Here is a 21,105-nt window from a genome sequence, read left to right on the forward strand (position 1 = left end):
CGGGTTTGGTCACAAAGGCGTGAGCGAGCAGTCCGGTGGGCGTGCGTGGCGGCAGTGCCACAAGGCCCAGAAGGCGAGGATGATGTGCACCAGCGGATTTTCCCCGGCACGGCTCCGTGCCTTCGGTAACGAAGGGCGGGACGACGGTGGGGCGATGGGCTGGACGGGAGTCATGCTTTTGATACTCACATGCGGCGTAAGGTTGATTAAAGCAGTGAATGGCAACCTTTACATATACCCTTGCTAAACTTTCAGCCGCTATACGATCCCTGTAGGAGCGGCCTTGTGCCGCGAAGGGCTGCGGCACAAGGCTGCTCTCCTACCATGACAGCAAAGTAGGCCCAAATCTGCGACAATCGCGCATCCTTCGAATGCCGATCATGAAAAAGCAGGGCCACCTGCATCATTAAAAAGCCCCATGACTGACCACGCCATCGACAAACTGCTGCAAAACCTCGACCACGCCATGATTGCAGACCGCCATCGTCTGCGCCGGCAACTGCACGAACTGCGCAAGCGCCCCGACGAGGCGAAGCTTTCGCAGTGGGTGGAAAAGGTCCAGGCCTCCTGCGCCCAGGTCACTGCACGTCAGCAAAGCGTGCCGACCGTGCGCTACGACGACAACCTGCCGATCGCCGCCAAGCGTGACGAAATCAAAAAGGCCCTGGCCGAAAACCAGGTGCTGGTGATCGCCGGTGAAACCGGTTCGGGCAAGACCACCCAGCTGCCGAAGATTTGCCTGGAACTGGGCCGTGGCAGCCATGGCCTGATCGCCCACACCCAGCCACGCCGGATCGCCGCGCGCAGCGTGGCGGCGCGGGTTGCCGAAGAACTGGGCACGCCGCTGGGCGGGCTGGTCGGCTACCAGGTACGTTTCGAAGACCAAAGCGATGCCAATACCCTGGTCAAACTGATGACCGATGGCATCCTGCTGGCCGAAACCCAGCACGACCGCTTTCTTGAGCGCTACGACACGATCATCGTCGACGAAGCCCACGAACGCAGCCTGAACATCGACTTCCTGCTTGGCTACCTGAAGACACTGCTGCATCGCCGGCCGGACCTGAAACTGATCATCACGTCGGCCACCATCGACCTGGAACGCTTTTCCAAACACTTCGATGGCGCGCCGATCATCGAGGTGTCCGGGCGCACATTCCCGGTGGAAACCTGGTACCGCCCGCTCACCAGCGAGCAGGATGAAGAAGGCAACCAGATCGAGGACGACCTCACCGTCGACCAGGCCATCCTCGCCACTCTGGATGAGCTGGCGCACCACGAACGCAGCGAAGGCAAAGGCCCGGGCGATGTGCTGATCTTCCTGCCCGGCGAGCGGGAAATCCGCGATGCCGCTGAAATCCTGCGCAAGGCGCAGTTGCGTCACACCGAGATCCTGCCGCTGTATGCACGCCTGTCGCCGGCCGAGCAACAGCGCATCTTCCAGCCGCACACCGGGCGCCGCGTGGTGCTGGCCACCAACGTGGCCGAAACCTCGCTCACCGTGCCGGGCATCCGCTACGTGATCGACACCGGCACCGCACGCATCAGCCGCTACAGCTACCGCGCCAAAGTGCAGCGCCTGCCCATCGAAGCGGTGTCCCAAGCCAGCGCCAACCAGCGTAAAGGCCGTTGCGGCCGGGTCGAGCCGGGCATTTGCGTACGTCTGTACAGCGAAGAGGACTTCAACAGCCGGCCGGCGTTTACCGACCCGGAGATTCTGCGCACCAACCTGGCGGCGGTGATCCTGCAGATGTTGCACCTGCGCCTGGGCGCGATCGATGCGTTCCCGTTCATCGAGCCGCCGGATGGCAAGGCCATCAGCGATGGTTTCAACCTGCTGCAGGAACTGTCGGCGGTCAACCGCGAAAACCAGTTGACGCCGATTGGCCGCCAACTGGCCCGCCTGCCCATCGACCCACGACTGGGCCGCATGCTACTCGAAGGCGCCCGATTGGGCAGCCTGCAGGAAGTGCTGATCGTTACCAGCGCACTGTCGGTGCAGGACCCACGCGAGCGCCCGCCAGAGCGTCAGCAGGCGGCTGATCAGGCCCATGCGCAATGGAAGGACGTGGACTCCGACTTCGCCGCGCTGGTCAACCTGTGGCGCGGTTTTGAAGAGCAGCGCCAGGCGCTGACGGCCAACCCGCTGCGCAACTGGTGCCGCAAGCATTTCCTGAACTACTTGCGCCTGCGCGAGTGGCGCGATGCCCACCGCCAGCTGGCGCTGATCTGCCGTGACCTGCAGTTGACGGTGAACAAAGAACCGTCCGACTACCAGAAGATGCACAAGGCCATCCTCAGTGGCCTGCTCAGCCAGATCGGCCAGAAGACCGAAGAGGGCGACTACCAGGGGGCGCGTCAACGGCGCTTCTGGGTGCACCCGTCTTCGGGCCTGGGGCGCAAGCGACCGCAGTGGGTCATGGCCGCCGAACTGGTCGAGACCACCAAGCTGTATGCGCGCATGGTCGCCAAGATCGAGCCGGACTGGATCGAGCCGCTGGCTGGCCACCTGGTCAAGAAAAACCACTTCGAACCGCACTGGGAGAAGAAGCGCGGTCAAGTGGTGGCCTATGAGCAGATCACCCTGTACGGCCTTATTCTGGTCGGCCGCCGCCCTGTGCACTTTGGCCCGATCGACCCGGTCACTTCGCGTGAGCTGTTCATACGCGAGGGCCTGGTGGGTGGCGAAATACAGTCGCGGGCCAAGTGCCTGGCGGCCAACAAACGCCTGCTCGAAGAACTCGACGAGCTGGAGGCCAAGGCCCGCCGGCGCGACATTCTGGCTGACGAAGAAACGCTGTACGCCTTCTACGAAGCGCGCCTGCCGGCGGAAATCCACCAGACCGCGACCTTCGACAGCTGGTACCGCATGGGCAGCCAGAAGGATGCCAACCTGCTGATCATGCGTGAGGAAGACGTGCTGGCCCGTGAGGCTAGCGAAGTCACTGCCGCGCAGTACCCTGACAGCATGCAGGTCGGCGAGCTGCGCCTGCCGCTGAGCTATCACTTCGAACCCGGCCACCCGCGTGACGGCGTGACCGTGCGGGTGCCGGCACCGTTGCTGCCAAGCCTGCCCGGCGAGCGCCTGGAATGGCTGGTGCCAGGCTTGCTGGAGGCCAAGTGCGTGGCGCTGATACGCAACCTGCCCAAGGCCTTGCGCAAGAACTTCGTGCCGGTGCCGGACTTCGTCAAGGCTTCGCTGGCGCGTATGACCTTCGGTCAGGGCGCACTGCCGCAGGCCTTGGGCCAGGAGCTGCTGCGCATGACCGGTGCGCGGGTGTCCGACGAAGCCTGGGACGAGTCGGTCCAGCTGGTCGAAGGCCACCTGCGCATGAACATCGAAGTGGTCGACGGCCAGGGCAAGTTCCTTGGCGAAGGCCGCGACCTGGCCGAGCTGACCGCGCGCTTTGCTGCCGCCAGCCAGGCTGCCCTGGCGGTGCCGCGCACTGAAAAGAGCGAGCAGCCGGTGCAGGCGAAGGCTTTCAGCGAAGTGAAGCAGACCGCCCAACAGAAGATTGCCGGCCTGTCGATGACCGTGTACCCGGCGTTGGTGGAAGAGGGCGGTAGCGTGCGCGAAGGGCGCTTCTCGACCCAGGCCGAAGCCGAGTTCCAGCACCGCCGTGCCCTGCAGCGCCTGTTGTTGCAGCAACTGGCCGAGCCGGCCAAGTACCTGCGCGGCAAGCTGCCGGGCCTGACCGAGCTTGGCCTGCTGTACCGTGAAATGGGCAGGGTCGAGGCACTGGTCGAGGACATCCTGCTGGCCAGCCTGGACAGCTGCATCCTTGAAGGCGAACAGCCGTTGCCGCGTGATGGTGCGGCCTTGGCCGGGCTGGCTGAGCGCAAGCGCGGCAGCTGGGCCGAGCATGCCGAGCGGTTGGCGCGCCAGACGCTGGAGGTGCTGAAACTGTGGCATGGGCTGCAGAAGCGCTTCAAGGGCAAGATCGACCTGAGCCAGGCGGTGGCGCTGAACGACATCAAGCAACAGCTGGGCAACCTTGTGTACCCGGGCTTTGTGCGTGAAACGCCCGGGGTTTGGTTCAAGGAGCTGCCGCGTTACCTCAAGGCGGTGGAATTGCGCCTGGAGAAGCTGGGTTCGCAGGTGCAGAAGGACCGGGTATGGAGCGGTGAGCTGGCCAACTTGTGGGCACAGTACAAGGCCCGTGCCGACAAGCATGCCCAGGAAGGCAAGCGCGATGAGCAACTGACGTTGTACCGCTGGTGGCTGGAGGAATACCGGGTGTCGCTGTTTGCCCAGCAGTTGGGCACCAAGGTGCCGATTTCCGACAAAAGATTGAGCAAACAGTGGAGCCAGGTGGAAGGCTAACCTGCCCAATTTGTGGCAAACTTCAGGGAGTTTGGGGCCGCGTTGCGGCCCTTCGCGGGTGAGCCCGCTCCCACAGGGGTAACGTACGCCCCTGATTTGGTACTAAAGTGCCACTAAATTCTCCTATTCCCAGCCAGCGCCCCGTGGCGATGGCCTTTGACCAGAGGAACGACCGTGCATAACGTCGTGATCAGCGGCACCGGCCTGTACACCCCGGCCCAGAGCATTTCCAACGAAGAACTGGTGGCTTCCTTCAACGCCTGGTCGCAGCAGTTCAACCAGGACAACGCCGCTGCCATCGAGCGCGGCGAAGTTGAAGCAGCGCCGCTGTCCGATGCGGCCTTTATCGAAAAGGCCTCGGGCATCAAGAGCCGCTTCGTGATGGACAAGGCCGGCATCCTCGACCCGCAGCGCATGAAACCACGCCTGCCCGAGCGTTCCAATGACGAGCCCTCGGTGCTCTGCGAAATGGCCGTGGCCGCTGCCCGCCAGGCCCTGGAGCGCGCCGGCCGCACGGCTGCCGATGTCGATGGCGTGATCGTCGCCTGCTCCAACCTGCAGCGCCCGTACCCGGCCATCGCCATCGAAGTGCAACAGGCGCTGGGCATCCAGGGCTTTGCCTTCGACATGAACGTGGCCTGCTCGTCGGCCACCTTCGGCATCCAGACCGCTGCCAACAGCGTGGCCCTGGGCCAGGCGCGCGCGGTGCTGATGGTCAACCCCGAGGTGTGCACCGGGCACCTGAACTTCCGTGACCGCGACAGCCATTTCATTTTCGGTGATGCCGCCACTGCGGTGTTGCTCGAGCGTGCCGACAAGGCCACCTCGGCGCACCAGTTCGACATCGTCAGCACCAAGCTGTGGACCGAGTTCTCCAACAACATCCGCAACAACTTCGGCTTCCTCAACCGGGCAGCGGAAGAGGGCGAGGGCGCCGCAGACAAGCTGTTCATCCAGGAAGGCCGCAAGGTGTTCCGTGAGGTGTGCCCGAAGGTGGCCGAGCTGATCGGTGAGCACCTGCAGGGAAATGGCCTGCAACCGAGCGATGTGAAGCGTTTCTGGCTGCACCAGGCCAACCTCAGCATGAACCACCTGATCGTCAAGAAGTTGCTGGGGCGTGAGGTGGCCGAGGAAGATGCACCGGTGATTCTGGACCGCTATGCCAATACCAGTTCGGCGGGGTCGGTGATTGCCTTCCACCTGTATCAGGATGACCTGGCCAAGGGTTCGTTGGGCGTATTGAGCTCGTTTGGTGCGGGGTATTCGATTGGTAGCGTGATTCTGCGCAAGCGCTGATCCTTAGTCAGCCTGTACCGGCCTCTTCGCGGGCTCGCCCGCGAAGAGGCCGGTGCATTTCTCACAGGCAAAAAAAGCGGGAAACGCCGGATGGGGTCGGCATTTCCCGCTTCAGGTGAAGCAGAAGAGGGTGTCGCTTAGAACTTGGCTTCCAGGTCCACCTGCAGCGTGTCTACATCCGCATCGCTGTTCGGCAGGTTGGAGTAGTCGGTCTTGGCCATCATGTAGGCCGCGCCCAGGGCGAAGTTCTTGTCGATTTCGTAGCCCACTTTGAACTTGTGGCCACGGGAACCGGTAAAGCCGTTACCGAAGTCGGAGTCGGTGAACAGGCTCACTACACCGTTACGCTGCACGTCGCGGTAGTTGTAGTCCAGGCTCCAGGCACCGATCTTGCTCTTCAAACCAGCCAGCCAGGCCTTGTCCTTGCCATCGGTGCTTTCGGTGTTCTTGACGAACTGGCCGTAAGCCGACAGTGGAATGGCGAAACCGGTGAAATCGACCTGACCGAAGCCTTCAACCAGGTTGAACTCGTCGGTGGTGTTGCCCAGCGAGCGCAGAGCAGCCGAGGCCTTGTCGTTGTCGTAGCCGTATACGCTGCCGCCAACGGTAACCTTGACGGTGTCAGCCGCGTTGAACTTGGTACCCAGCTGGGCCGCGTACAGCTGCGCGTCGTGCTTGAACTGCACGCCGTCGCCGTCGACGTTGTCCTTCAGGTTGTAGTGGCCGATGCTGCCGAACACTTCGGCCGGGCCGAGGTTGGTCTTGTAGGTAGCTGCCACGCCTTCCGGGTTGATGTCGCTGTCCCAGATGATGTCGCCCATGCTCACCCATGGCTGCATCATCTTGCCGCCAATCAGGTGCAGGTTGGGCACGGCAGTCGGGTGCCAGTCGAGGTAGGCCAGGTCGACCCACAGCGATTTCTTCTCGAAGTAGTTGTCCAGGCTCTGGTTGGTCGAACGGGCATCGGCGCTGCTGCCGGTGGCCACACGCACGCCGGCGTCAACCTGCGGGTTGATCTCGCTGTAGAAGCCGACACGGGCACGTACACGCTCACGGTCCTGGTTGCCGCTGCGGGAGATCGGGTTGTCGACGTTGACGTCTTCGTAACGCAGGCGCACATCACCCTTGATCTGGGTCTTGGCGGCCCATGCCACTTTCTGTTCGAAGTTGCTCATCCGTTCAGACTGAGCTTTCTGGTCGGCCCTTTCCTTGGTTTCTTTTGCCAGGTCGCCCTGCAGTTCGTTGTACTGCGCCTGATTGATCGAGCCGTTGGCGCGGAGCATTTCGAGCAGCTTGGCGTCGACAGCAGCACTGGCCGGGGCGCTCAGAGCCAGCATCATGCCGGTGAGGCTCACTCCGGTAAGTGTAGAAACAAGACGCATAAGGTTCTCCCTACTGAAAAAAATGGGGGAGGCTCAAGCGCCTGCCCCTGCGTTGGCATGTCTTCGGAAAGGGCCTGACTAGACAGGTTCTGAGGTTCCGGAAAACAGGCGCAAGTATTGCGGGGGCCAATGACAGATTAATGTCTAATTAGTGGCACTGAGGTTAAGTAATTGAGAATAAAAGGATCAGCCCGGCGTTCGTCATTTGAGTGCCGGGCCTTCCTTGGGGATACTGAAGGCCTTCTCACAGCGAGCCGAAACCGTGACCAGCCTGTACAGCCTTGCCAACTTGCATGATCTTCCGGCGGCCACCTGGGATGCCCTGGTGCCAGCGGGTCAGCCGTTCCTGCGCCATGCCTTTCTCAGTGCAATGGAAGACAGTGGCAGCGTCCAGCGAAACACTGGCTGGGCTGCCGAGCACTTGGTCCTGGAGCGTGAGGGGCAGGTGCGGGCGCTGATGCCGGCGTACCGCAAGTGGCACTCCTATGGCGAGTATGTGTTCGACCATGGCTGGGCCGATGCCTGTGAGCGGGCCGGCATTGCCTACTATCCCAAGCTGTTGGGAGCCGTGCCGTTCAGCCCTGTGAGCGGCCCACGCCTTTTTGCGGCCGATCCGGCTGACGGTTTGATGATGTTGCAGGCCCTGCCTGAGTATTTGGCCAAGGGTGGGCTATCCGGAGCGCACATCAATTTCACCGACTCGGCGCTGGACGAACAACTGGCAGCCCAGCCGGGCTGGATGGAGCGCTTGGGTTGCCAGTTCCATTGGCAAAATCGGGGGTATCGAGATTTCCAGGACTTTCTCGACAGCCTGAGTTCGCGCAAGCGCAAGCAGATGCGCAAGGAGCGTGAGCAGGTGGCGGGGCAGGGCATTGATTTTCGCTGGTACCGAGGCGATGAACTGGATGAAGCCCAGTGGGATTTCGTCTTCCTCTGTTACGCCAACACCTATGCCGTACGCCGCCGGGCGCCTTATCTGACTCGCGCGTTTTTCAGCCTGCTGGCCGAACGCATGCCCGAGGCTGTGCGGGTGGTAATGGCGCGTCAGGGGGGGCGCGATGTGGCGATGGCGCTGAGCCTGGTGGGGGGCGACAGCCTGTTTGGCCGTTACTGGGGCTGCCTGGATGAGTTCGACCGGCTGCATTTCGAAACGTGTTTCTATCAGGGGATGGACTTTGCCATTGCCGAGGGCTACCAGCGTTTCGATGCCGGGGCGCAGGGGGAGCACAAGCTGATACGCGGGTTCGAGCCGGTGTTGACGCGGTCGTGGCATTACCTGCTGCACCCCGGGTTGCGGCGGGCGGTGGAGGATTTTCTGGTGCAGGAGCGGGAAGGGGTGAGGGGGTATGCCGAGGAGGCGAGGGGGATGTTGCCTTATCGTCGGGACTGATCCATTTGTATTGCCTGTGCTGGTCTCTTCGCGGGTTCACCCGCGAAGAGACCAGCACAGGTTTCAGTCCACCCCGACAAACCCCCCGGTCTGGTGATGCCACAATCGGGCATACAACCCCTGCTGTTCCAGCAGCTCACTGTGGCTGCCACTCTCGACAATCCGTCCCTTGTCCAGCACCACCAGCCGGTCCATCCGCGCAATGGTGGACAACCGGTGGGCGATCGCGATCACCGTCTTGCCCTGCATCAGCGTTTCCAGGCTTTCCTGAATGGCTGCTTCCACCTCCGAGTCCAGCGCCGAAGTGGCTTCGTCCATGATCAGGATCGGCGCATTCTTCAATAGAACCCGAGCAATGGCGATGCGCTGGCGCTGGCCACCCGACAGTTTCACCCCACGTTCACCCACATGGGCATCGAAGCCGGTGCGCCCCTGTGCGTCTGACAGCTGCGGGATAAACTCGTCGGCGCGGGCGCGGCGCACGGCGTCGAGCAACTCCGCCTCACTGGCGCCGGGGCGGCCATACAGCAGGTTGTCGCGGATCGAGCGGTGCAGCAGCGACGTGTCCTGGGTGATCATGCCGATTTGTGCGCGCAGGCTGGCCTGGCTCACCTCGGCAATGTCCTGGCCATCGATAAGGATACGCCCGCCCTGCACGTCGTACAGCCGCAGCAGCAGGTTGACCAGGGTCGACTTGCCCGCGCCGGACGGGCCGATCAAACCGATTTTTTCGCCTGGGCGGATGTTCAGGTCGAGCCCTTCGATCACGTTGGCAGCCTTGCCGTAGTGGAAGTCCACGTCATCGAACCGCACCGCGCCACGGCTCACCTTCAGCGCCGGCGCATTGGGCTGGTCGGTGACGGTGACCGGCTGGGCAATGGTCTGCAGGCCGTCCTGGACCATGCCGATGTTCTCGAAAATGCCGTTGACCACCCACATGATCCAGCCCGACATGTTGACGATGCGGATCACCAGACCGGTGGCCAGGGCAATGGCGCCGACGGTAATCAGCGACTGGCTCCACAGCCACAGCGCCAGGCCCGTGGTGGTGACCACCAGCAGGCCGTTGAGGCTGGTGATGACCACGTCCATGCTGGTGACCACGCGCGCTGCCAGTTGGGTTTTTTCTGTCTGTTCGCTGATCGCTTCGCGCGCGTACTGCTGCTCGTAGTCGGTGTGGGCGAACAGCTTCAGGGTGGCGATGTTGGTGTAGCCATCGACGATACGCCCCATGAGCTTGGAACGGGCGTCGGAAGAGATCACTGAACGCTCCTTCACCCTTGGCACGAAGTAGAAGAGCGCGGCGATGTAGCCGACGATCCATACCAGCAGCGGCAGCATCAGGCGCCAGTCGGCCTCGGCGAACAGCACCAGCGAGGTAATGGCGTAGATCAGCACATGCCATAGCGCGTCCACCGCCTGCACGGCGGAGTCGCGCAGCGAGTTGCCGGTCTGCATGATGCGCTGGGCGATGCGCCCGGCAAAGTCGCTCTGGAAGAAGTTCAGGCTCTGCTTGAGCACGTAGGTGTGGTTTTGCCAGCGGATCAGGCTGGTCATGCCGGGGTTGATGGTCTGGTGCACCAGCAGGTCATGCAGGCCGAAGAACACCGGCCGCAACAGCAGGATCACCACCAGCATCCAGATCAGCTCGCCACTGTGTTCGCTGAAGAAGTTGGCATTGGGCGTGCCCTGGGCAAGGTCGATGATGCGGCTGAGGTAGCTGAACATGGCCACCTCGATCAGCGAGGCGAACAGGCCGACCACCAGCAGGGCAAGAAAACTGGGCCATACCTGGCGCAGGTAATACAGGTAGAACGGCCACACGGTGGTCGGCGGCGATTCACTGGGTGCTTCGCGGAAAATATCGATCAGTTGTTCGAAACGGCGGTACAGCATGGGTAACGACACTCCTGTTCCATCCTGCCCTCAGGCGGTTTCACGTCCCTGTGAAGCCTGCGGTCAGTCGATGCGTTTGGCCGACTTGATGTAGACCGGATCGGCCGGTACATCACGCATGCCTTTCTTGATGGTGGTCGGCGAGTTGACGATCTGGTCGACCACCTCCATGCCTTTGGTCACCTTGCCGAACACGGCATAGCCACGGTCACGCCCCGGGTTGAGGAAGTCGTTGTCGGCCACATTGATGAAGAACTGGCTGGTGGCCGAGTTCGGGTCCGAGGTGCGCGCCATCGACAGGGTGCCGCGGGTGTTCAGCAGGCCGTTGCTGGCTTCGTTCTTGATTGGGTCGTTGGTGTTTTTTTGCACCATCTGGTCAGTGAAACCACCGCCCTGGACCATGAACCCCGGGATCACACGGTGGAAAATGGTGTTGTTGTAGAAGCCGCTGTCAACGTACTGCAGGAAATTCTTGGTACTGACCGGCGCCTTCTCGGCGTTCAGCTCGATTTCGACCTGGCCGAAGCTGGTGTCCAGCAGAACGTGCGGGGTCTTGTCGGAGGCCATGACGCTGGTAGCGAAGGCGACCGAGCAGGCGGTGAGCAGGAGTTTTTTCAGCATGGGCTCAAAGATCCTTGAGAGGTGGAAGCGGCTGCGAGGAACTGCAGCAGGGTCTGGTTGAAGACCTCGGGTTGATCGAGGGGCGTAGCGTGCCGGGAATCGTCGACGACGACCAGCCTGGCGTTGGGCATCAGCGCGACATAGCGCTCTTTCAGTTGTATCGGGGTGTAATCGTGGTCGGCGGCAATGATCAGGGTAGGACAGTGGACCTGCCCGATGCGTTCCTGCACGCCCCAGTCGACGATGGCGTCGAAGCTCTTGAGGTAGGCGCGCTTGTCGTTACGCGCCCAGCGTTGGGCCATCTTCTGTCGCAGTTCGGCTTGATGAGGTTTGGGGAACAGGCGTTCAGCCAGGCCCTTGCCGACGGTTTCGACACTGAGCAGCCGCGCCAGGCCCCAGCGCTTTAGCCACCATATCCAGTCACTGCGGGTGCGGCGCTTGACCTCGGGGGCGCTGTTGACAATGCACAGGCTGCGCAGCCATTGCGGGTGGTCGACGGCAAACTGGAAGCCGACCATGCCGCCCATGGACAGGCCGACGAAGTGCACGGGGCCGGTGTGCAGGTGTTCGAGCAGGGCGAGCAGGTCGGCACTGAAGGTCGCGATCTGGTAGCCGTCGCGGGGTTTGTCGGAGCGGCCGTGGCCGCGAATGTCCATGAGGATCACCCGGTAGTGGCGGCTGAGCGCCGGCACCTGCAGCTCCCAGTCCTGGCAACTGGAGCCCAGACCGTGCAGCAGTACCAGTGGTTCGCCCTGGCCATATTCCTCGTAATGCAGTGTGCATCCTTCGTGTTCGAAATAGGCCATGGGCGCGGTCCTCTCAAGCTTGTGGGGGGGCTGCGAAGGGCACGTCCAGTGGCGCGGTGTCGAAGTTGCGCAGCAGGTCGATGAGAATCTGCGTGGCCGGGCCCAGGGTCTTCTCTTTGCTCGAATAAAGGTAGAACAGTGGATGGCGGCTGCCACCCTGATCCAGCGGCAACGGCTTGAGCACGCCTTCGCGCAGCTCACGCTCGATCATGTGCCGGGGCAGCCAGGCAAAGCCCAAGCCGCTGCTGACGAAGGTAGCGGCGGTGCCCAGGCTGCCGACGGTCCAGCGCTGCTCTGCACCCAGCCAGCCGACATCGCGCGGCTGAGCGCGGCCGGAGTCGCGGATTACCACCTGCAACTGGCTTTCCAGGTCCTGGAAGGTCAGCTCGCGGCCCAGGCGGTGCAGGCTGTGCTCAGGGTGGGCGACGGCGACGAACTCCACTGCACTCAGTTCGGCGCCCAGGTAGCCACCGATGCTGTAGCTGCTGATGGCCAGGTCGGCGATGCCTTCATGCATGACTTCTTCCACGCCAGACAGCACTTCTTCACGCAGGCGCACCCGGCAGCCACGGCTTTGCGGCATGAACGCTGCCAGGGCACGTACCAGGCGGGCGCTGGGGTAGGCGGCATCGACCACCAGGCGTACTTCGGCTTCCCAGCCTTGTTCCATGTGGTGGGCGAGGTCCTCGAGCTGGCTGGCCTGCTTCACCAGATGGCGCGAGCGGCGTAGTAGCACGTTGCCAGCGTCGGTAAGCACCGCCTTGCGGCCGTCGATACGCAGCAGTGGCACGCCCAGTTGCTCTTGCATGCGGGCCACGGTGTAGCTGACCGAGGACTGCGAGCGATGCAGTGCCTCGGCGGCCTGGGCAAACCCGCCGTGATCGACCACTGCTTGCAGGGTTCGCCACTGGTCAAGGGTTACGCGCGGCGCTTTCATCTTTCGCTCCTGTTGTCCTAAGCTGCCCTCTTTCAAGGAGAGCGGCCCATGAAGAAATGTTGTGCGGCAATACTGATGTGCCTGCCCCTAGGGGCCATGGCCTATCCCATCGATGTGGAGAAGGAACTGACCGGGGTAAAGCTTGACTACACCGCCTATGACACGGCCTACGACATTGGCGCCATTACCCTCAACAACTATGGGCAGGTACCGGCGGCCTGCAAGGTGACCTTCCGCAATGGCCCTGAAGCACCCAGAGTTCGCCGGGTGAATGTACCGGCCGGTAAAAGCGTCGATGTCACCGCCAAGTTCAACCGGCAGATCATCAAACTGCGTATCGCCTTGAGCTGTAGCGCGGAATGAACTGATTAATCGATTGATTGAACCCACTTTTTACGCTTTTTTATCGATAGGTCAAGCCTTAATCTCACCTCCATCGAATCTCAACCCTTTTTGCCGATGGAGGCACCCCATGTCCCGCGTACTGATCATCGAAAGCAGCGCCCGCCAGCAGGATTCCGTTTCCCGTCAGCTGACCCGTGATTTCATCCAGCAATGGCAGGCCGCTCACCCGGCCGATCAGATCACGGTGCGCGACCTGGCGGTGAACCCGGTGCCGCACCTGGATGCCAACCTGCTGGGTGGCTGGATGAAGCCCGAAGAGCAGCGCAGTGCCGCCGAACTGGAGGCCCTGGCCCGTTCCAACGAATTGACCGATGAAGTGCTGGCGGCTGATGTGCTGGTAATGGCCGCGCCGATGTACAACTTCACCATCCCCAGCACCCTCAAGGCCTGGCTGGATCATGTACTGCGCGCCGGCATCACCTTCAAGTACACCCCGACCGGCCCGCAGGGCCTGCTGACCGGCAAGCGCGTCATCGTACTGACTGCCCGTGGCGGCATTCACGCCGGTGCCAGCAGCGACCACCAGGAACCGTACCTGCGTCAGGTGATGGCCTTCATCGGTATTCACGATGTCGATTTCATCCATGCCGAAGGCCTGAACATGAGCGGCGAGTTCCATGAGAAGGGCGTCAACCAGGCCAAGGCCAAACTGGCGGCCGTGGCCTGAGGTTCAACGAATTCCCAACCCTGACACCTGTTTGTTGCTCCTTTGGGTGTACCTGCCCGGCCAATGGCCGGGCTTTTTTATGCCTGGGCTTCTGTGGGGGCCGGTTCAGCCCTTACATTCCTCATGGTTGAACTCATTTGCCGCAACCCGCTAAGGTCGCGGCCTTGATTCACGAGAGACAACCATGGGCTACCTGATAATCGTCGCGCTGATCCAGGCGTTTTCCTTCAGCCTGATCGGCGAGTACCTGGCCGGGCACGTCGACAGCTATTTTGCTGTGCTCGCACGGGTGGTGCTGGCAGGCCTGGTGTTCCTGCCATTGACCCGCTGGCGCCAGGTCGAGCCGCGCTTCATGCGCTCGATGCTGTTGATCGGCGCGCTGCAGTACGGCATCACCTACGTCTGCCTGTACCTAAGCTTCCGCGTGCTGACCGTGCCGGAAGTGCTGCTGTTCACCATCCTCACGCCACTGCATGTGACGCTGATCGAAGACGCCATGAACCGGCGTTTCAACCCGTGGGCGCTGCTGGCCGCGCTGGTTGCCGTGGGCGGTGCGGCGGTGATCCGCTTCGACAGCATCAGCGGCGAGTTCTTCATCGGCTTCCTGCTGCTGCAACTGGCCAACTTCACCTATGCCGCTGGCCAGGTGCTGTACCGCCACCTGGTCGCGCGCCACCCCAGCGACCTGCCACATTATGCGCGCTTTGGCTACTTCTACCTGGGCGCCTTGCTGGTGGTGTTGCCGGCCTTCCTGCTGTTCGGCAACGCCCAGCACCTGCCGAGCACCGATGTGCAATGGCTGGTGCTCCTGTTCCTGGGCCTGTGCCCGACGGCGCTGGGCCTGTACTGGTGGAACAAGGGCGCGTGCCTGGTGTCTGGCGGTACGTTGGCGGTGATGAACAACCTGCATGTACCGGTAGGGCTGCTGCTGAACCTGTTGATCTGGAACCAGCACGAGCCGCTGGGGCGGCTGTTCATCGGCGGCGGAATCATCCTGGCGTCGGTGTGGTTGAGCCGTCTGGGGGCGCGCGCGCAGTCTCCGCTGGTCGGCAAAGCCTGACATGCACACCATTTTCGTCATTGTTGCGCCGATCTTCGCTTTGATCCTGGTTGGCTACTTGTGCCGCAAGACCAACAAACTCGGCGACAAGGCCGCCGCCGAAATCAATAAGATGGTGGTCTGGCTGTGCCTGCCGGCGTTGCTGTTCAAGGTCACCGCCACCGCCACCTGGAGTGAGATCTGGCATCCTGGGTTCATCGTGGCCTTTGGTGCGGGTGCCTTGGCCATGTTCGTGGTCACGCTGGCGTGGCGGCTGTACAGCGGCCATGGCCTGGTGGCATCGAGCATCGACGGACTCAGTGCGGGCTATGCCAATACCGGCTATATCGGCATCCCCTTGTGTCTGTTGCTGTTCGGTCAGGCAGGCTTGCAGCCGGCCCTGATCTCGTCGTTGATCGTTGTGTGCCTGGTGTTCGCCATTTCGCTGACACTGATCGAGATCGGTTTGCAGGAAGAGCGGCATATTGGCCGCGCCATCGTGGTGGTGGGCAAGGCGCTGGCGAAGAACCCGCTGGTGATTTCGCCGCTGGCGGGTGCTGGCTGGGCCATGACCGGGTTGGGGCTGGCCGAGCCGGTGATGCACTTTCTCGACATGCTGGCGTTGGCTACCACGCCGTGCGCCTTGATATCGCTGGGCGCGTTCCTGGCGGAAAAGCGTACCGGCGCACAGGCCAGTCCGTGGCCGTTGGTGGGGTTGAAGCTGGTAGGGCAGCCGGCGCTGACCTGGGTGCTGGCGTACAAGGTGTTCAGCCTGCCGAGCATGTGGGCGGCTTCGGCGGTGCTGTTGGCGGCACTGCCGACAGGGACCGGGCCGTTCATGCTGGCGGAGTATTACAACCGCGAGGCGGGGCTGATATCGCGGACGATCCTGTTATCGACCGTGGCTTCGCTGGTGACCTTGACCGGGCTGTTGTATCTGCTGGGGTATGCGGGTAGCTGAAGGCCTCTTTGCGAGTAAACTCGCGCCTACAAACAATGCGTTTTCCTGTCGGTGCGGGGCCGCTCATCGGCCCTGACGTTATCGAGCATGCCATGGCGCAACCAGCTATGACGCGTTCGTTACTGAGCCCAAATCACGCCGGTGCCTACCCGATAATCATGAAAATGAATCGGGAGACCGGCGTGAAGCTAGAAACGCGAAGTATCGAATTTGTCCCACACGCTGAGCGTTATGGCACGCCTAAACGACTGTTCACCATCTGGTTCAGCTCCAACTTCCAGATAACCGCACTGATGGTCGGCACCCTCGGAGCCGCGTCGGGGCTAAGTTTTGGCTGGACATTGTTGGGCCTGCTGGTCGGCAACCTGATCGGCACCGTGTTCATGGCGGCGCACTCTGCCCAGGGCCCTCACCTTGGCGTGCCACAGATGATCCAGAGCCGGGCCCAATTCGGTGTTCACGGCGCGGCGATCCCGTTGCTGGTGATGGTCACGGCTGCCGTCTTGTTCCTCGCCGCAAGCGGCGTGCTGATGCGTGAAGCGCTGCAGGCGCTGATGCCCATGAGCGATGGCCAAGCCATTGTGGTGGTGGGCGTACTGACCTTTATCATTGGCTTTATCGGCTACGAACTCATCCACCGCCTGGGGGCTTGGATGAGCCTGCTGTCCACCCTGGTTTTTGCTGGCGCCCTGGTGCTGATCCTGCTGCACCAGGGCGGCCTCGAAAGCACAACGGCGGTGAGCACAGGCTTTTCGTTCGCCGCCTTCAACCTGATCGTTGCCCAGTCTGCCTCCTGGACGCTGGGCTATGGCCCCTATGTGGCCGACTACTCGCGGTACCTCCCGGCCAACGTCAACCCTCGCGCCACGTTCTGGGCTACCTATTGCGGTTGTGCGCTGGGCTCCTTCGCCATGATGGCATTGGGTGCGCTGGTGGCCGTGGAACTACCCGCCGCACTGGGGCATGACCCTGCAACGGCCATTGCCGCGTTGTTTGGCCCGTTGGCGCCGTTGGCGCTGGCAGTGATCGCACTGGGGGTGATCCAGTACAACGTCCTGTGCCTGTACAGCGCGTACATGTCGTCAGTCACGATCTTCGGTGCGTTCAAGACGATCGCTCACGTGACCTCAACTGCCAAAGCCATGGTAATGGCCTGCCTGACCGCAGCGGCAACGGTGATCGCCATCGCCACCCAGTACAACTTCGACACATTCTTTGCCGACATCCTGATCGGCCAGTTGTACCTGCTTATCCCTTGGAGCGCGATCAACCTGGTGGACTACTACTGGGTGTGCCGGGGTCACTATGATGTGGGAGCGCTGTATGACGCCAAGGGGCGCTACGGACGTTTCAATCGTCGAAGCCTGGCGGTGTACGCCGTGTCGATCATCGGCACCATCCCGTTCATGAAACTGTCGTTCTACACGGGTTTCGTGGCCGAATGGCTGGGTGTGGACATCAGTTGGGCCATGGGCTTGATCCTGGCCGGCGCGCTGTACTGCATGGTCCACGGGCGCGAAAGCAAGCCGCTTTCGACAACCCTGGAATGTGCGCCCTAGGGCTGCCTTGAAAAGCGAAAGGGCTGCAATGCAGCCCCTGTGATTCAAGCCTCGCTCATCGCTTCCAGGCGGCGCGGCGCCGATTCCGGCGTTGTGCGCCCCGCCAACCCGGCCCGCATGTCATTGCCACTTGGCTGCTGATAAAGGCCCAAGCCGAACTCCGGCAACACGGCCAGCAGATAGTCGAAAATATCCCCCTGGATGCGTTCGTAGTCTGCCCATACCGTGGTGGTGGTGAAGCAGTAGATCTCCAGCGGCACACCCTCGGCGGTGGTCTGCATCTGTCGCACCATGCAGGTCATGTTCGGGTGCACGTTGGGGTGGTTCTTAAGGTAGGCCAGGGCAAAGGCGCGGAAGGTGCCGATGTTGGTCAGTTTGCGGCGGTTGGCCGCCAGCTCCGCCACCGGCCCCAGGGCCTCGTTCCAGTTTTGCAGCTCCTGGCGCTTGCCGGCCAGGTAGTCGCCCAGCAGCTGCACCTGGCTCAGGCGCTGTTCCTCTTCGCGGGTGAGGAAGCGTACCCCAGCGGCATCAATGAACAAGCTGCGCTTGATCCGCCGGCCACCGGACTGCTGCATGCCGCGGTAGTTGCGGAACGACTCGCTCATCAGGCGCCAGGTGGGGATGGAGACGATGGTCTTGTCGAAGTTCTGTACCTTGACGGTGTGAAGGGTGATGTCCACCACATCGCCATCGGCACCCACCTGCGGCATTTCGATCCAGTCGCCCACATGCAGCATGTCGTTGCTGGTCAGCTGCACGCTGGCGACGAACGACAGCAGGGTGTCCTTGTACACCAACAGCAGCACCGCCGACATGGCACCCAGGCCAGACAGCAGCAACAGCGGCGAGCGGTCGATCAGGGTGGCGATGATGACGATGGCGGCGAAAATCCACAGCATCATCTTGGCCAACTGCACGTAGCCCTTGATCGAGCGGGTGCGGGCGTGTTCGGTGCGGGCGTAGATGTCGAGCAGGGCATCCAGCAGGCACGACAGCGCCAGGGTCATGAACAGCAGCGTGAAGGCCAGGGCGACATTGCCGAGGAAGTGCTGGGCGGTGTCGGACAGCTCTGGCACCAGCTTCAGGCCAAACTGCAGCACCAGCGACGGTGTGGTTTGTGCCAGGCGATGGAACACCTTGTTGTGGCGCAGGTCGTCCAACCACTTCAGCGCCGGTTGGCGTGCCAGCAGGCGGGCGCTGTGCAGTACCAGGAAGCGTGCCAGCCGGCCGATGACCAGGGAAATCAGCAGCAGCACCGCCAGGCCAATGGCCGCGTGCAGCATAGGGTGTTGGTCGAGGGTGCCCCACAGGTCGAGGGAGTCACGCCAGATTCGTTGGATATCCATGGGCTTGCGTACAGTCTTGTTGCGAAACGAAGTGCCATTAGAGCGCGGATGGCGGCAAAGTTGCCAAAAGAAATTCGGCTAAGCCGGCAGAAAACGTTACCCTATGCAACTGAATTTCCCGCACTTGCCCGAGGTTACCTCCGTGTTCTCCCAATTCGCCCTGCATGAACGCCTGCTTAAAGCCGTGGCCGAGCTTAAATTTGTCGAGCCAACCCCGGTGCAGGCCGCGGCCATCCCCCTGGCCCTGCAAGGGCGTGACCTGCGCGTGACCGCGCAGACCGGCAGCGGTAAAACGGCAGCCTTCGTGCTGCCGCTGCTGAACCGCCTGGTCGACCTGAAAGGTGGACGGGTAGAGATCCGCTCGCTGATCCTGCTGCCGACCCGCGAGCTGGCCCAGCAGACCCTCAAGCAAGTGCAGCTGTTCTCGCAGTTCACCTACATCAAGGCGGGCCTGGTCACCGGCGGTGAAGACTTCAAGGAACAGGCCGCCATGCTGCGCAAGGTGCCGGACGTGCTGATCGGCACCCCGGGCCGCCTGCTGGAGCAGCTCAATGCCGGTAACCTGGACCTGTCCCACGTGCAGGTGCTGATCCTCGACGAGGCCGACCGCATGCTCGACATGGGCTTCGCCGAAGACATGGAGCGCCTGTGCAAGGAGTGCGAGAACCGCGAGCAAACCCTGCTGTTCTCGGCCACCACCGGTGGCGCGGCCCTGCGCGATATCATCGGCAAGGTGCTGAAAGACCCTGAGCACTTGATGCTCAACAGCGTGTCGCAGCTGGCCGAAGGCACCCGCCAGCAAATCATCACCGCCGACCACGACCAGCACAAAGAAGCCATCGTGCAGTGGCTGCTGGCCAACGAAACCTTCGACAAGGCGATCATCTTCACCAACACCCGCGCCCTGGCCGACCGTATCTACGGCCACCTGGTGGCCAAGGACGTGAAGGCATTCGTGCTGCACGGCGAAAAGGACCAGAAGGACCGCAAGCTGGCCATCGAGCGCTTCAAGCAAGGCAGCTCCAAGGTGCTCGTGGCCACCGACGTCGCAGCCCGCGGCCTGGACATCGACGGCCTGGACCTGGTGATCAACTTCGACATGCCACGCAGCGGTGACGAGTACGTGCACCGTGTGGGCCGTACCGGCCGCGCCGGTGGCGAAGGCCTGGCAATCTCGCTGATCACCCACAATGACTGGAACCTGATGTCGAGCATCGAGCGCTACCTCAAGCAGCAGTTCGAGCGCCGGGTGATCAAGGAAGTGAAGGGTACTTACAGCGGGCCGAAGAAGGTCAAGGCGTCGGGCAAGGCTGTTGGGGCCAAGAAGAAGAAGGTAGACAAGAAGGGCGGCGATAAGAAAGCTGCCGCCAAGCGCAAGCCGACCGCCAAACCGAGGCCAAATGCACCGCTGGCCAGCGCTGATGGCCTGGCGCCACTGAAAAAGCGCAAGCCGGCTACTGAGTAACATTCAGTAGCGGTGTTGGCCTCTTCGCGGGCTTGCCCGCGAAGAGGCCAGCACAGGCGCCAACTACTCAGCCTTCTTCTCCGCCGTTTTCAACTCCTTGATCCGCTGGTCAATCAGCTGACACTTGTCGGGCAAGTCCTTGCTCGCCGTCTCCAGGTCCATCCCCTGAAGCTCGTCATTGATCTCCTTTGCCTTCTGCGGGTTCTGCTCGGTCAACTGGGGAACCAGCCCGGCCAACTCTTCACGTTTTTGCGTTGCTTCTTCCGGTGTGCAGGCCCAGGCGGGCAGGGCGCAGGTCAGGGCGATGGCGCAAGTAAGGGGCAGCAGCGGTTTCATCCTTTTTACCTCCAGCGGTGGTTATGCGCGGTGGAGGGCAAAAGGCGCGGGCAAGTTCAGCGATTGCGACCGATGGCGATAACGGTTAGTCATCCAGCGAGGTGGGGCACTCATATCGTGGCTCTCATTTAACTTTCCGGAACGTCACCACTCACTCTCCGGTCCCAACCTGTGTACCCCTTCCGTCCACAGCTGGAGCCCATCACCATGAGCATCCCCTACGACTGGGACCTGATCGAGCGCTTGTTGCACGAGGTGCAGAACGGCGCTGGTCACAGCTTTACCCCACGCCCCTATGCCGAGCAGCACGCCGCAGCGCTGGCTGCCAAAGGTGAGCCGGTGGGAGACCTGGACCTGCTTAAAACCCTGGCCTGTGAGTACGAGAAGCTGCTGTTCAAGCGTGGCTTCATCGCAAGCCGGCCTGAAGAAGAGGGCGGCAATGGCGAAAACTTTGTGTTGACCGAGCGCGGTTTGCGCCTGATGAGCCTGATCGATAGCAGCATCCCCGGCTTCGAGCACCCGCGTCAGGTGCTGGACGAGCAGGCGGATGCGCTGGATGAAGCCACCTTCGAACAGGTGTCAGCGAAGGCGCAGATTGCTTGAGGTCGTTTTGAGGCTGGCAAGGGTGGGCACGCAAACCCGATAATCGGTAACTTCTGAATACTGCCGAGCCCT

17 protein-coding genes are annotated in these 21,105 nt (G+C 62.1%); 10 read left to right on the forward strand and 7 right to left on the reverse strand.

Going from position 1 to position 21,105, the window contains the following annotated elements:
* Window positions 1-418: 418 nt before the first annotated feature.
* The gene (gene hrpA / locus D8767_RS08575) at window positions 419-4,324 is read left to right on the forward strand and encodes an ATP-dependent RNA helicase HrpA (RefSeq protein ID WP_016711902.1); all 3,906 of its coding nucleotides are present in this window, start codon (window positions 419-421) and stop codon (window positions 4,322-4,324) included.
* 174 nt (window positions 4,325-4,498) lie between these two features.
* Window positions 4,499-5,620, forward strand: coding sequence for a beta-ketoacyl-ACP synthase III (locus D8767_RS08580; protein ID WP_016711901.1), 1,122 nt, complete (start codon window positions 4,499-4,501; stop codon window positions 5,618-5,620).
* Between the two features lie 137 nt (window positions 5,621-5,757).
* Here D8767_RS08580 and D8767_RS08585 read toward each other — a convergent pair whose 3' ends face one another.
* Entirely contained in the window at window positions 5,758-7,002 is a 1,245-nt protein-coding gene (locus D8767_RS08585; RefSeq protein WP_016711900.1) for a putative porin, read from the reverse strand.
* A 262-nt stretch (window positions 7,003-7,264) separates the two neighbouring features.
* On the opposite strand from D8767_RS08585, the gene D8767_RS08590 reads away from it, so the two are divergent.
* Window positions 7,265-8,392, forward strand: a complete 1,128-nt coding sequence (locus D8767_RS08590; RefSeq protein ID WP_026020483.1) for a GNAT family N-acetyltransferase — start codon at window positions 7,265-7,267, stop codon at window positions 8,390-8,392.
* A 63-nt stretch (window positions 8,393-8,455) separates the two neighbouring features.
* Here D8767_RS08590 and D8767_RS08595 read toward each other — a convergent pair whose 3' ends face one another.
* The 4 genes from D8767_RS08595 to D8767_RS08610 form a co-directional block, all read right to left on the reverse strand.
* Window positions 8,456-10,288 carry an ABC transporter ATP-binding protein gene (locus D8767_RS08595; RefSeq protein WP_016711898.1) on the reverse strand — a complete coding sequence of 611 codons (1,833 nt, stop codon included), beginning with the start codon at window positions 10,286-10,288 and terminating at the stop codon, window positions 8,456-8,458.
* A 63-nt stretch (window positions 10,289-10,351) separates the two neighbouring features.
* Window positions 10,352-10,909: a peptidylprolyl isomerase A gene (locus D8767_RS08600; protein ID WP_012273622.1), complete on the reverse strand. Its 558-nt coding sequence runs from the start codon at window positions 10,907-10,909 to the stop codon at window positions 10,352-10,354.
* Window positions 10,903-11,715, reverse strand: a complete 813-nt coding sequence (locus D8767_RS08605) for an alpha/beta fold hydrolase (RefSeq protein ID WP_016711897.1) — start codon at window positions 11,713-11,715, stop codon at window positions 10,903-10,905. Before D8767_RS08605 ends, D8767_RS08600 begins: the two co-directional genes overlap by 7 nt.
* Window positions 11,716-11,728: 13 nt before the next feature.
* Entirely contained in the window at window positions 11,729-12,652 is a 924-nt protein-coding gene (locus D8767_RS08610; protein ID WP_016711896.1) for a LysR family transcriptional regulator, read from the reverse strand.
* A gap of 48 nt (window positions 12,653-12,700) precedes the next feature.
* Between D8767_RS08610 and D8767_RS08615 the strand changes: the two genes are divergently transcribed.
* The 5 genes from D8767_RS08615 (at window position 12,701) to D8767_RS08635 (ending at window position 17,283) form a co-directional block, all read left to right on the forward strand.
* Complete coding sequence (locus tag D8767_RS08615; protein WP_025753884.1) at window positions 12,701-13,015, forward strand: hypothetical protein; 315 nt, start codon at window positions 12,701-12,703, stop codon at window positions 13,013-13,015.
* Window positions 13,016-13,124: 109 nt separating this feature from the next.
* A complete protein-coding gene (locus D8767_RS08620; RefSeq protein ID WP_016711895.1) occupies window positions 13,125-13,724 on the forward strand; it encodes an FMN-dependent NADH-azoreductase in 600 nt (199 codons plus the stop codon).
* Between the two features lie 184 nt (window positions 13,725-13,908).
* Entirely contained in the window at window positions 13,909-14,784 is an 876-nt protein-coding gene (locus tag D8767_RS08625; RefSeq protein ID WP_016711894.1) for a carboxylate/amino acid/amine transporter, read from the forward strand.
* A 1-nt stretch (window position 14,785) separates the two neighbouring features.
* Window positions 14,786-15,724, forward strand: coding sequence for an AEC family transporter (locus D8767_RS08630; protein ID WP_016711893.1), 939 nt, complete (start codon window positions 14,786-14,788; stop codon window positions 15,722-15,724).
* 182 nt (window positions 15,725-15,906) lie between these two features.
* Window positions 15,907-17,283 (forward strand): cytosine permease, encoded by a 1,377-nt coding sequence (locus D8767_RS08635; RefSeq protein ID WP_050545237.1) that lies wholly within the window; start codon window positions 15,907-15,909, stop codon window positions 17,281-17,283.
* Window positions 17,284-17,327: 44 nt separating this feature from the next.
* On the opposite strand, the gene D8767_RS08640 is transcribed toward D8767_RS08635, so the two are convergent.
* Entirely contained in the window at window positions 17,328-18,629 is a 1,302-nt protein-coding gene (locus D8767_RS08640; protein WP_016711891.1) for a mechanosensitive ion channel family protein, read from the reverse strand.
* A gap of 103 nt (window positions 18,630-18,732) precedes the next feature.
* On the opposite strand from D8767_RS08640, the gene D8767_RS08645 reads away from it, so the two are divergent.
* On the forward strand, window positions 18,733-20,094 hold the full coding sequence (locus D8767_RS08645) for a DEAD/DEAH box helicase (protein WP_016711890.1): 1,362 nt from the start codon (window positions 18,733-18,735) through the stop codon (window positions 20,092-20,094).
* A gap of 63 nt (window positions 20,095-20,157) precedes the next feature.
* Here D8767_RS08645 and D8767_RS08650 read toward each other — a convergent pair whose 3' ends face one another.
* Window positions 20,158-20,430, reverse strand: coding sequence for a hypothetical protein (locus D8767_RS08650; protein ID WP_016711889.1), 273 nt, complete (start codon window positions 20,428-20,430; stop codon window positions 20,158-20,160).
* 207 nt (window positions 20,431-20,637) lie between these two features.
* Between D8767_RS08650 and D8767_RS08655 the strand changes: the two genes are divergently transcribed.
* Window positions 20,638-21,033, forward strand: a complete 396-nt coding sequence (locus D8767_RS08655) for a hypothetical protein (RefSeq protein WP_016711888.1) — start codon at window positions 20,638-20,640, stop codon at window positions 21,031-21,033.
* Window positions 21,034-21,105: the final 72 nt, after the last annotated feature.

It is taken from the genome of Pseudomonas sp. LTGT-11-2Z (assembly GCF_003691445.1).
Classification (GTDB): domain Bacteria; phylum Pseudomonadota; class Gammaproteobacteria; order Pseudomonadales; family Pseudomonadaceae; genus Aquipseudomonas; species Aquipseudomonas monteilii.